Annotated in this window: 13 protein-coding genes; 7 read left to right on the top strand and 6 right to left on the bottom strand. The window is 73.2% G+C overall.

Translation table 11 applies throughout. The features are described from left to right. Positions 1 to 6: 6 nt before the first annotated feature. The 4 genes from cofE to GPA04_RS20865 form a co-directional block, all read right to left on the bottom strand. The gene (gene cofE, locus GPA04_RS20850; protein WP_156226153.1) at positions 7 to 741 is read right to left on the bottom strand and encodes a coenzyme F420-0:L-glutamate ligase; all 735 of its coding nucleotides are present in this window, start codon (positions 739 to 741) and stop codon (positions 7 to 9) included. Positions 742 to 756: 15 nt separating this feature from the next. Then, on the bottom strand, positions 757 to 1755 hold the full coding sequence (locus GPA04_RS20855) for a TIGR03557 family F420-dependent LLM class oxidoreductase (protein ID WP_277754332.1): 999 nt from the start codon (positions 1753 to 1755) through the stop codon (positions 757 to 759). A gap of 3 nt (positions 1756 to 1758) precedes the next feature. After that, positions 1759 to 2052, bottom strand: coding sequence for an Rdx family protein (locus GPA04_RS20860; protein WP_156226154.1), 294 nt, complete (start codon positions 2050 to 2052; stop codon positions 1759 to 1761). A gap of 163 nt (positions 2053 to 2215) precedes the next feature. Beyond that, positions 2216 to 3547, bottom strand: a complete 1332-nt coding sequence (locus GPA04_RS20865) for a family 4 glycosyl hydrolase (protein ID WP_156226155.1) — start codon at positions 3545 to 3547, stop codon at positions 2216 to 2218. A 32-nt stretch (positions 3548 to 3579) separates the two neighbouring features. Between GPA04_RS20865 and GPA04_RS20870 the strand changes: the two genes are divergently transcribed. Genes GPA04_RS20870 through GPA04_RS20890 form a run of 5 tightly spaced genes read left to right on the top strand, consistent with a single transcriptional unit; the run spans position 3580 to position 6153 of the window. After that, positions 3580 to 4641, top strand: a complete 1062-nt coding sequence (locus GPA04_RS20870) for a carbohydrate kinase family protein (protein WP_156226156.1) — start codon at positions 3580 to 3582, stop codon at positions 4639 to 4641. Between the two features lie 49 nt (positions 4642 to 4690). Next, the gene (locus GPA04_RS20875; RefSeq protein ID WP_156226157.1) at positions 4691 to 5011 is read left to right on the top strand and encodes an ArsR/SmtB family transcription factor; all 321 of its coding nucleotides are present in this window, start codon (positions 4691 to 4693) and stop codon (positions 5009 to 5011) included. Then, complete coding sequence (locus GPA04_RS20880) at positions 5004 to 5459, top strand: SRPBCC family protein (protein ID WP_156226158.1); 456 nt, start codon at positions 5004 to 5006, stop codon at positions 5457 to 5459. The genes GPA04_RS20875 and GPA04_RS20880 overlap by 8 nt, the downstream gene beginning before the upstream one ends. Beyond that, complete coding sequence (locus GPA04_RS20885; protein ID WP_156226159.1) at positions 5456 to 5809, top strand: nuclear transport factor 2 family protein; 354 nt, start codon at positions 5456 to 5458, stop codon at positions 5807 to 5809. Before GPA04_RS20880 ends, GPA04_RS20885 begins: the two co-directional genes overlap by 4 nt. Beyond that, entirely contained in the window at positions 5806 to 6153 is a 348-nt protein-coding gene (locus GPA04_RS20890; RefSeq protein WP_241680959.1) for a TfoX/Sxy family protein, read from the top strand. The genes GPA04_RS20885 and GPA04_RS20890 overlap by 4 nt, the downstream gene beginning before the upstream one ends. On the opposite strand, the gene GPA04_RS20895 is transcribed toward GPA04_RS20890, so the two are convergent. Then, positions 6145 to 7395: a hypothetical protein gene (locus GPA04_RS20895; protein WP_156226160.1), complete on the bottom strand. Its 1251-nt coding sequence runs from the start codon at positions 7393 to 7395 to the stop codon at positions 6145 to 6147. The two genes, GPA04_RS20890 and GPA04_RS20895, sit on opposite strands and share 9 nt — an antisense overlap. Positions 7396 to 7416: 21 nt before the next feature. On the opposite strand from GPA04_RS20895, the gene pgeF reads away from it, so the two are divergent. Together pgeF and GPA04_RS20905 are read left to right on the top strand one after the other, a co-directional pair. After that, positions 7417 to 8181, top strand: a complete 765-nt coding sequence (gene pgeF / locus GPA04_RS20900; protein ID WP_156226161.1) for a peptidoglycan editing factor PgeF — start codon at positions 7417 to 7419, stop codon at positions 8179 to 8181. Then, positions 8174 to 9361 (top strand): aminotransferase class V-fold PLP-dependent enzyme, encoded by a 1188-nt coding sequence (locus tag GPA04_RS20905; protein WP_156226162.1) that lies wholly within the window; start codon positions 8174 to 8176, stop codon positions 9359 to 9361. The genes pgeF and GPA04_RS20905 overlap by 8 nt, the downstream gene beginning before the upstream one ends. A 12-nt stretch (positions 9362 to 9373) precedes the next feature. On the opposite strand, the gene GPA04_RS20910 is transcribed toward GPA04_RS20905, so the two are convergent. Continuing rightward, complete coding sequence (locus GPA04_RS20910) at positions 9374 to 10579, bottom strand: fumarylacetoacetate hydrolase family protein (RefSeq protein WP_156226163.1); 1206 nt, start codon at positions 10577 to 10579, stop codon at positions 9374 to 9376. Positions 10580 to 11417 lie beyond the last annotated feature (838 nt).

An 11417-nucleotide genomic window follows, 5' to 3' on the forward strand; every position in this document is an offset into this window, starting at 1 on the left:
CGGCGCTCACGACCCGGTGCGGAACATGTCCTCCTCGGGACTGCGCACCACCACGCGAGCGCCAGGGCCGTCGTCGGGAGTGATCGTGGCTCCCGAGCCACGCACGACGGCGATCGGTCGCCCGCCGACCTTGCCCTTGACCAGGTCGGCTGCCGCGGCGATCTCGTCGGCGACGGCGACGACGGTCGCCTGCAGCTCGCGGCCGTGGGAGTCGTCGGTGCCGCGCAGGTCGGCGATCGGGTGCAGCCCGGCCGCGCCGATCGCGATGTCGGCGATGCCGCGGCGCCAGGGCCGGCCCACGGTGTCGGTGACGAGAACGCCCGGTCGCACACCGAGCCGGGCGTTGAGCCCGCGCCGGAGCCGACGGGCGGACTCGTCAGGGTCCTTCGGCAGCAGCAGCACCGTGCCGTGGGGGACGTTGCTGGCGTCGATGCCGGCGGCCGCGAGCACGAGCCCGTGATGGGTCTCGACGATCCGCAGCACCGACCCGTCCGGGTTCTCGCGGCGGGCGACCTCCCGCACCGACTCGGCGTCGATCAGCGCCTCTCGGTCGCGGGCGGGAGCCAGCCGACCCTCGGCCTTGGCGACGATCTTGCTGGCGACGACCACCACGTCGTCGCCCGTGATGCCCTCGGAGCCGTCGGGCCAGGTCAGCCCGGCGAGGATCGGGGTGAGCACCGCGGCGAGGTCGGTGCCCGAGGTGATCTGCGGCAGCCCGTCGGGCGCCTGGGCGAGCAGCAAGTCTGACTCCTCGGGTTAGCGGCTGAGCGCAGGCAGCACGGCGGAGGAGAAGGTCTCGATCCACTCGCGCTGGTTGCGGCCGACGTTGTGCAGGTAAACCCGGTCGAAACCGAGGTCGAGATAGCGCTGGATCTCGGCGCGGTGCCGGTCGGGGTCGGCGGAGATCACCATGCGGCCCTCGAAGTCCTCGGGCCGCACCATCTTCGCGATCTGCGCGAGCTCGAACGGGCTGCGGATGTCCGACTTGGGGAACCGCATGCCGCCGTTGGGCCACTCCAGGAGGGCGTTCGCCATCGCCTCCTCGTCGGTCGGTGCCCAGGACAGGTGGAGCTGGACGACCTTCGGCATGGTGGCCGCGTCCTTGCCGCCCTCACGCGCGCCGGCGGCGAACCGGGCCAGCAGCACCGCGATCTTCTCCAGCGGCGCACCCATGGTGATCAGCCCGTCGGCGTGACGCCCGGCGCGGCGTGCGGTCACCGGGCCGGCTGTGGCCACGAGGATCTCCGGCGGCACCTCCGGCATGGTCCACAGCCGCGTGGACTCGAGCCGGTAGTACTCGCCCGCGTGCTTGTGGTCCTTGCCCGCCAGGCTGTTGCTGAACAGCTTGTGGATGATGTCGATCGCCTCGAACATCCGGTTGATGCGCTCGGGAGCCTCCGGCCAGTACGGCGCGACCACATGCTCGTTGATCGCCTCGCCGGAGCCGACACCGAGCCAGTGCCGCCCCGGGTACATCGCGGCGAGCGTCGCGCTCGCCTGGGCGACGACGGCGGGGTGGTACCGGAAGGTCGGTGCCGTCACACCCGTGCCGAGATCACCACGGGTGCGTTCGCCTGCGGCGGTGAGGACGTTCCACACGAAGGCCGCCTGGCCCTGCTGCGGGACCCAGGGCTGGAAGTGGTCGGCCGCCATCACCCCGGAGAAGCCGCGCTGCTCGGCGAGCACGCAGTAGTCGAGGACCTCCAGCGGGGCGAACTGGCCCAGCATGGCCGCGTAGCCGATGGTCGCCGCCACGCCTCAGCCCTCGGCTGCGCGGTCGGTGTGGCCGAGGCTCAGCCCCGGTGCGACCAGGTCACGGACGCGCCGCTTGAGGTCGCCGATGTCGGGGAACCCGCCGTCGGTCTTGCGGTTCCACACCGTCTCCTCGCCGACCTCGATCCGGAAGATCGCGCCGTGGGCCGGTACGAGCAGCACCCCGGCCAACGCGTCACCGAACGTCTGCAGCAGCTCGCCGGCGTACCACTGCGCACGCAGCAGCCAGCGGCAGTCGGTGCAGTACCGGATGGTCACGGTGCCCTCGGTGCTCGCCACACCCCGATCCTCCCAGGTCCGCGCCACTCTGCTCTCCCCGGCAGCGCCCGCGCTCGAGATCGCACGTCGACGGCGAGATCGCACGGTGCGCAGTCCGGTCTCGCCGTCGATGTGCGATCTGGGCTGGGGTGGGGTGGCGGTGGCTGCCGGGCGCGCCCGGCGCTCAGGGCCGGGTCAGCACCTCACGCAGCAGCGGCTCGGCGGCGAGGTAGCCGTCGACGAGCTGCCTGCCCAGCTCGGGCGAGCGCACCAGCGGGTGCTCGGCGAATGCGCGCCACGCCAGCTCGCGCGAGCCGCTGCGGGCCGCCTCGATCGCGAGCCGCTCGCTCGCCTTCACCGAGGTGACGAGCCCCAGCTGGGCCAGCGTCAGGGGCGCGTGCGGACCGACGGGCCGGGCACCGCCGGCGTCCACGTGAGCGGACACCTCGATGACGGCGTCGTCGGGCAGCGTCGGGATCACGCCGTCGTTCGCGAGGTTGAGGATCATCCAGGCAGGCGCGCCGGTCAGCAGCGCGGCCATGAGGTCGACGGCGACCTCGTGGTAGCCGCCGCCCTCGCGCTGGCCGCCGGAGAGGTCGGTGTGCTCGCGGGTCCGGGCGTCGGCCATGTAGGTGTTCTCACGCTCGGCGAGCGCGGCCTTCCAGCGCTGCGCCGCACCCTCGCCGGGCCCGGCTTCGAAGAACGCGGCCTGCTGCCGGGCGAGGAACTCCGCACGGCCAGGGCCGGCCTGTTCGCGCGCGGCTGATGGCTCGTAGTAGTGGAGGTACTCCCCCGGCAGGGAGCCGAGCGCCTGCAACCACTCCACGTCGTAGAGCGCGGCCTCGTCCAGCCGCAGCAGCAACCGGCGGTCGGCGAGCAAGGCGGGCAGGTGGTCCGCGCCGTCGTGCTCGAGCGAACGCAGCCAGCCGAGGTGGTTGAGGCCGAGGTAGTCGCCGGTGACCTCGCGCTGCGGCAGCCGGAGGGCGCGGGCAGCGCTGCGCAGGAGCCCGATCGGCGTGTCGCAGATGCCGACCACCCGGTCGCCCAGGTGGGTGCGCATCGCCTCGGTCACCAGACCCGCCGGGTTGGTGAAGGAGACGACCCACGCCTGGGGCGCGACGTCGGCGACGAGGCGAGCGACGCCGTCGACCACCGGAACGGTCCGCATCGCATAGGCGAGGCCTCCGGGACCGATCGTCTCCTGCCCGAGGACCCCGAGGTCGCGCGCGACCTGCTCGTCGCGCACCCGGCCCTCGGTGCCGCCGACGCGCATCGCGGAGAACAGCACGTCGGTGTTCTCGACGGCGGAGCGCAGGTCGGTCTCCAGGCGCACCCGGGGTGCATCGGGGCGTCCGGCGAGCTGCTCGGCGACCACGGCGGCGATCACCTGGAGGCGCGCGGGGTCGAGGTCGTAGAGGACGATCTGGTCGATGTCCACGCGCGAGCGTGCGCCCGCCACGGAGTCGACCACGAGCGGGACCCGGAACCCGCCACCACCGAGGATCGTCAGCTGCACATCGGTCACGCTACCGGTGGCAGACTCCTCGCATGGACGAGGAGCCCGAGCTCGACCTCCTGCTCGCAGGCACCGTGTTCTTCGACCTGGTGTTCACCGGGCTGCCGCACGAGCCGCGGCCGGGCACCGAGGTGTGGACCGAGGGGATGGGTTCCTCTCCGGGCGGGATCGCGAACCTCGCGGTGGCGGCGTCCCGGCTCGGGCTGCGCACCGCGCTGGCCTCGGGGTTCGGGGACGACCTCTACGCCGACTGGCTGTGGGGCGTGCTGCGCGACCAGGAGCGCATCGACCTGAGCTACTCGCGACGCCACCCCGGCGAGCACACGCCGGTGACGGTCGCGCTCAGCTACGACGACGACCGCGCGTTCGTCACGCACGGGCACGGCTGGCCCACGCCCACCGGCGAGATGCTGGCGGACCCGCCCCGGACCCGCGCCGTGCTGGTGGACCTCGGCGACCAGGGGGTGCGTGCGGAGACCTGGTGGCGGCGCGCGGCCGCTGATGGCGCCCTGGTGTTCGCCACCGCCGGCTGGGACCCCGCCGAGCAGTGGGACCCCCGGATCCTCGAGGATCTGGCGGGCTGCCACGCGTTCGTCCCCAACGCCGTCGAGGCGATGGGCTACACGCGGACCGCGTCGGTCGACGCCGCCCTGGACGCCCTCGCCGAGCGGGTGCCGCTGGCCATCGTCACGCAGGGTCGCGCGGGCGTCAGCGCCATCGACACCTCCACGAGCGAGCGTGCCAGCGTGCCCGCGGTCCCGGTCGCCGCGATCGACACGACCGGGGCGGGTGACGTGTTCGCCGCCGCCGTGGTGCTGGGGACGTTGAGCGGGTGGCCGTTGCGCAAGCGGTTGGCCTTCGCGGCGTTGTGCTCGGCGCTCGCGGTCACGCAGGTGGGCGGATCGCTGGCCGCTCCCGGGTGGGGCGACGTGGCGGACTGGTGGCGCGAGCACGGATCGCCCGACGACGGCGACCCGGCGGCTCGGGATCTCGCCGAGCGGTACTCGTTCCTGCCCGACTGCCTGCGCGGCGTCGAGACCCCGCGCGTGCGTCGCGCCGAGGCCACGATCGCGCGGTTCTCGGACGCAGGCTGATCCACAAATAGGTATGAGTACAAGCGCGCGTTTGTGCTAGCGTCGGCGTGTGACCGCAGCAGTCGACCTCGACCAGGCGTTCCGCGCGCTGGCCGACCCGAACCGGCGCACGATCCTGCGGCTCGTGCGTGACGAGCCGCGCTCGGTGGGCGAGGTCGCGGGCGCCGCGCAGCTCTCGCAGCAGACGACCTCGCACCACCTCAAGGTGCTCCGCGAGTGCGGCCTGGTCAGCAGCACCCGCCAGGGCACGCGCCACCTGTTCGTGGTGGAGACCGACGGGATCGCCGCCGTCCGCGACTTCCTGGGCGACTTCTGGCCCACCCAGCTGGCGGCCCTCAAGGCTGCGGTCGAGAGGCGCCACGATGGCTGAGCACCGCAGCTCGATCGAGATCGAGGCGGACCCGGAGACCGTGTTCGAGTTCCTCGTCACCGAGGCCGGCATGACGGCGTGGATGGGCCGGCACGCCGAGCTCGACCCTCGGGCCGGCGGCGTGTTCGCGGTGGACATCGCCGGGTACGCGATCCGCGGCTCCTACCTCGAGGTCGAGCGTCCCCACCGGGTGGTCGTGTCGTGGGGGATGTCGGGCAGCGCCGCGCTGCCACCGGGGGCCTCCGAGGTCGAGCTCACGCTGACCCCCACGGCCGCCGGCACGCGCGTGGACCTGCACCACCGCGGCCTGCCCGCCACCGAGGTGCCCGGGCACGCCGACGGCTGGGCGAACTTCCTGCCCCGCCTGGCGGTCGTCGGCGCCGGCGGCGACCCCGGACCCGACAGCTGGACCCCGCTCCCCGACCCACCACGCACGGAGGAACCATGAGCACGCCACTGGAGACCGTCCTCGCCTACCACCGCTCGTGGACGAGCGGTGACGTCGAGACCGCCATGACGCACGTGGCCGACGCCGCGGTGTGCCACGCGCCGGGTGAGGACCTCGTCGGCAAGGACGCGTACCGAGAGTTCCTGGCCGGGTTCGCGCCGAACCTCACCGGTCTGACCCACCTGGCGAGCCTGGCCGACGGCAACCGGGTCGCCTTGTTCTACCACCCGCACACCGCGGCGACCTCGACCGCCCCGGCGGCCGAGCTGTTCACGGTGCGCGACGGCCTCATCGTCGAGGACGTGCTGGCCTTCGACCGCCTGTCGTTTGGTCCGCCGGAGCTGGCGTGAGCACCGCCGCCGCGTCGCTGGTCGACCGCGTCCGCGCGGCGCTGGCGCACGAGGCCGACGTGCGTGAGGTCCGGATGTTCGGCGGGCTGTCCTTCATGGTGCGCGGCGCCATGCTGGTCGCGGCCCACGGCGACGAGAGCCTGCTCGTCAGGGTCGACCCGGACCGCAGCGATGAGCTGCTCGCCCGTCCGGGTGCGGGACGCGCCGAGATGGGCACGGGCCGCGACATGGGGCCGGGCTGGATCCGGGTCGACCGAGCAGGGCTGGCCGACGAGGACGACCTCGCGTTCTGGCTCGGCGCAGCCGGCGAGCACCACGCGCGCCTGGCGCCAGGTTCAGCCTGAGGCGTCGGGGCGGGCCGCCGCACCCTGCTTCAACACGCCCGCGCGGTGACCGGCGTACCCCCAGACGGCGAGCGCGAGGGCGGGCCCCCAGAACCACGCCGGGAACACCAGCGCGCCCTCGAGACCGAGCGTCTGCAGCAGCGGGATCGCCGACCCGCACAGCATCAGGGCGACGCCGCCGCCGGGGATGATCGCGAGCAACGGCGGCACGGGGCGCCCCGCACGTCCGGGGAACCACCGCGGGAACACCTCGCCCCAGCGGGCGACCAGCCCCAGCGTGAGGACGACGCCGAGCCACGCGGCGGCGCCCAGCAGCAGACCTTGCAGCGCCATCGCCGGATCGTCCGCGACCGCGTCGCCGCCGAGCTGGGGCCACGGGGTCAACCACGTGAGCCGGGCCAGCCCGTACGGCAGCGGGCCGAGGGCGGCGAGGACGGTGAGCAGGACGCGGTGCCGCGTGACCCAGCGGGTCGCGCGCATCAGCGACCCCGCCTCCGCGGCCCGGGTGAGCAGGACCGCCGCCCAGGCGACGGCGGTGGCCATCGTGAGCACCACGGCCAGCAGGTGCGAGGCCTCCCGGAGCAGCGCCGGTGCCATGTTCGTGACATAGCTCGCGACGACGTCGCGGCCCGTGATCAGCAGCACGCCGGCACCGATGGCGGCGAGCGCCACGGGGATCCTGGCCCGCGGGCGCGTCCGCACCAGCTGCACGCCCAGCACCACGAGGATCACCGGGACGGCGAGCGCGGTCAGGTAGCCGAACGCGCTCAGCGTCCCCATCCCCTGGGCCAGCACCGCGAAGGTGACGACCTGGATCGCAGCCGTGATCGTCGTGGCGGGCGTCACCCACCCTCGGTCGGGGCGGATCCTGCCGAGAGCTGCTGCGGCCGCTCCCAGTGCGGCCACGCCGAGCAGCGCACCCGTGAGCACCTGACCGGACACCCAGGTCCGTGCCAGCGCGGTGGTCACCTGGTCCGACAGATAGACCTCGGCGTTCAGCTCGGGCAGCACCAGCAGCGCACCGGTCAGCACGGCCACCAGCACCGAGCCGAGCAGCGCCCAGGTCAGCGCGCGCTCGCCTCGCCGGGTACGGGGTTGCCGTGTGCTCGGTTGCTGCGCGCGGTCGGTCAGCGGGTTCATCGGGAGCTCCTCGTCTCGTGGTGGCTCCACGATCGCGCCGGCAGCCGTGGCGGCGGATCCCGCGCCGGGGTGGTCCTCCTCCCCCATGAGTGGGAGCGGCACGCCAGCAGCCACAATGGGGACATGGCGATTCCTCGGCCCGACCGGCTCGACGTGATCGAGGTCGATCTCGGCGACGGCGTGCGCGGCGGCTTCTCCGACCGCTCCGGCGGTGTCTCGATCGCGCCGCACGACTACCTCAACCTCGGCTACCACGTCGGGGACGACTGGGACCGCGCGCACGCCAACCGCGGCATCCTCGGCGGCTGGTTGGGGGTGCCGGTCACGTTCACGAGCCAGGTGCACGGCGCCGCGGTCGCGGAGGTCGCCCACCACCGACCCAGCATGAAGCGCAAGGCTGACGCGCTCGTGACCACCGCGCCCGGCGTCGGCATCGGCGTCATGGTCGCCGACTGCGTGCCGGTGCTGCTGGCCGACGCCGCCGCCGGCGTGGTCGCCACGGCCCATGCGGGCCGGCCCGGGCTGGTCGCCGGCGTGGTGCCCAACGCGATCGCGGCGATGGTGGAACGCGGCGCGCGCCGCGAGGCGATCCGGGCCGCCGTCGGGCCCAGCATCTGCGGGCGCTGCTACGAGGTGCCGGAGCAGATGCGCGACGACGTCGAGCGCGCCGTTCCGGGGACGGCCGGGACGACGAGCTGGGGCACCGCGTCGATCGACATCGCTGCAGGCGTGCTGGGCCAGCTCGCGGCCGCCGGTGTGCAGCACGTCTCCCGCGTGGAGGCGTGCACCTACGAGGACGAGCGCTACTTCTCCTACCGCCGCGACGGCGTGACCGGGCGGTTCGCCGGGGTCGTCGCCCTCGTCGAGGAGGCCAGGACCGATGGCTGACGTGCTGCTGACGCGGGACGGACGCCCTGCGGCCGCGCTGTGGCCGGCCTCCGGCTTCGTGCACCTCAACCACGGCTCGTACGGCCGGGTGCCGTTGGCCGCCGTCGATCACCAGCAGAGGCTGCGGCAGGAGATGGAGCACGGGACCGCGAGGTTCATGGCACGCGCGCCCGAACGGGTCCGCCGGTCGCGGGAGGAGATCGCACCGTTCCTCGGGGTCGACGCCCAGCTGCTGGCCCTCGTGCCCAACGCCAGCGCGGGTGTCAGCACGGCGCTGCGGTCGATGCCGCTCCCCGCGGGTTCGGAGGTGGTCGTCACAGACCATGCCTACGGCGCGGTTCGCATGGGTGTGGACCGCGCGGCGCGGGAGGCCGGTGCCGCGGTGAAGGTCGCGACCGTGCCCCTGGACGCCGACGCCGAGACGGCTGCGGACGCGATCTGGTCGGTGGTCACCGAGCGCACGGCGATGATCGTGCTGGACCAGATCACCTCGCCGACCGCACGCCTGCTACCGGTCGGTGAGGTGTGCGCTCGTGCCCGTGCTCGCGGGATCGTGACGGTGGTCGACGGCGCGCACGCACCGCTGCTGCTGACCGACCCGGTGCGCGCGGCCGGTGCCGACGTCTGGGTCGGCAACCTGCACAAGTTCGCCTCCACGCCGCGCGGTACCGCGGCCCTGGTCGCCCACGAGGGCGTCGCCGACCGGCTTCGACCGCTGATCGACTCCTGGGGTGCGCCCCACCCTTATCCGCACCGGTTCGACCAGCAGGGCAGCGACGACTACACCGCCTGGCTGACCGCTCCGATGGCGCTGCACCACCTGGAGGACGAGCTCGGCTGGGACCGCATCCGGGCGCACGCCACCTCGATGGCCGAGCGTGCGGTGGCGCGCGTCAGCGAGGCTCTCGCGGACACCTATGACGACGACCCGGCCGTGCAGGTCGGCATGCCGGTCGGTCCGATCCGTCTCGCAGGGCTGCCCGCCGCCGTGGCGGTCCGGCCCGACGAGCTGCGGGCACGGTTCATCGCTGCGGGGTTCGAGGCGACCTTCACCGAGCACGACGGCCGGCTGTTCTGGCGCGTCTCGCCGCACGCCTACACGACGGAGGCCGATCTCGATGAGCTGATCGAGCGGGGTCTCGCGCTGCTGTCCAGAGCTTCCACGGCGGTGGGTGGCTGAACCGGGCTCGACTCAGCCGGCGAGCAGGTTCCGCCGCGCGAGGTTGGCGATGAGCGCGCCGATGCCGAAGTCCCACGCCGGCAGCGCCTCGCAGTGCTGCACCCGGTTCACCACCGAGCCGAGCCACGGGGAGGAGATGCGGACGACGTCTCCGACGTGGTGGGTGAAGCCGAGCCCCGGCTCGCCGCGGTCGTCGGTCGGGGCGAACATCGTGCCGAGGTAGAGCACGAAACCGTCGGGGTAGGCGTGGTGGACACCGCTGGCCTGGCTGACCAGATCGGCGGGGTCGCGGCTGATCTGCTCCATGTGGGAGGTGGCCTGCAGCGCGTAGCCGTCCTCGCCGCGCACCGAGAGCGTCACGGTCTCGGTGCGGACCTGGTCGAGACCGAAAGTCTCGTCGAACAGCCGCACGAAGGTGCCGAGCGCGGCCGAGGCGTTGTTGTCCTTCGCTCGCCCCAGCAGCAGCGCCGAGCGCCCCTCGATGTCGCGGAGGTTGACGTCGTTGCCGAGCGTCGCGCCCACGACCTCGCCACGTGAGGAGACCACGAGGACGACCTCGGGCTCGGGGTTGTTCCAGCGCGACTCCGCGAGCACACCGACATCGCTGCCCGAGCCCACCGTGGCCAGGACGGGCGCCTTGGTGAAGATCTCCGCGTCGGGGCCGATCCCGACCTCGAGGTACTGGCTCCAGAGGCCGGCCTCGACGAGGACCTCCTTGAGCCGCATCGCCTGCGGGGAGCCCGGGACGAGATCGCGCAGGTCGCCCCCGAGGGCGTCGAGCACGATCGAACGGATGCCGTCGGCCGCACCGGCCTCACCGCGCGCGCGTTCCTCGATCATCCGCTCCAGCATCGAGACCGGGAAGGTGACACCCGCCGCCTTGACCACCTGCAGGTCGATCGGCGAGAGCAGCCACGGCCGGTCCTGGCGGCGGGTGTCGGGGTCCGTGTTCGCCCAGACGTCCGCGAGGCTCCCGACGGCGGGACCCTCGGCTGCCCGGAGCGCGTCGCGCGGGTTGCTGGACTCGGTGAGGTCGCGCATCGTGGCGAACGTGGCCGACAGGTCGTGCAGCACGCCGTCGCGGAGCACGACGACCGCCGGACCCTCGACCCCGGGCAGCCACGCGCGCCCGACCAGCAGGGCGTTCGCGGCGTCGACGGGCAGGCTGTCGGTGGCAGGTCCGGTCCAGGTCTCGGTCTCGGTCTCGGTCTCGGTCATCGAGGCTCCTCCGTAGGTGACCGCTCTAGCGTGTCAGCAGTCAGCGACAGTGGGCCGTGCTGTCTCGACGCGCGGCGGGCAGGCTTGGTCTCAGCTCTCCCGTGGCCGTGGCCGTGGCCGTGGCCGTGGTCGACGAGCCGGTCCGCCCGACTCTTCCGTGCGCCGTTGCAGCTGATCGTCGAAAGCCGGCGGCGAGCGTTGCGCTTCATGCCGGGGGCGCCAGCTCGTCAACGGCGCCTCGACGGCGTCCACGAGCTGGTCTGCCCACGGGGTCCGAGACCTGCCCAGACGCCGCGGGCGCGCCGAGGGGCCGCAGCGATCGCCCGCCTCTCGTCGCCGTCGTGCCGCTCACCCATGACCAGGTTCCGCCACCGACGGGGCGGCAAGGTCACCTTGATCTCACGCGTGTCCTCGGTCGGCATCGGGTCACTGGTGTGACCTCGCACCTCCGTGGTTCCGACCGTCGCCGGGAAGACCACTCGCGGCGGTGTCGATGGCGCCTTGCTGGTCGTGGGGTGCTCGGGGGCGATGTCGGTGGTCGAACGTAGGTTTGACTCATGACCATCCCGGCGCTTCGACTTTCGTCCGCCGCGGCTTCTGCCGCCGGTGGTGTGGATGGCGCCGTGCTGGTCGTGAGGTGCTCGGGTGCGATGTCGGTGGTCGAACGTAGGTTTGAGTCATGACCACCACCGCTGTTGCTCCCTCCACCGCGGCCTCGGCTGCCGGTGGTGGTGAGGGTGCCGGTGGTGATGTGGACCTGCTGGGTCAGGTGAGGGAAGCTCGCCGAACTGCTGACGCGGCCGAGGTGCAGATCCTGATCGGTGCCGTGGACTGGGCC

It is taken from the genome of Pseudactinotalea suaedae, from assembly GCF_009733815.1.
GTDB classification, from domain to species: domain Bacteria; phylum Actinomycetota; class Actinomycetes; order Actinomycetales; family Beutenbergiaceae; genus Pseudactinotalea; species Pseudactinotalea suaedae.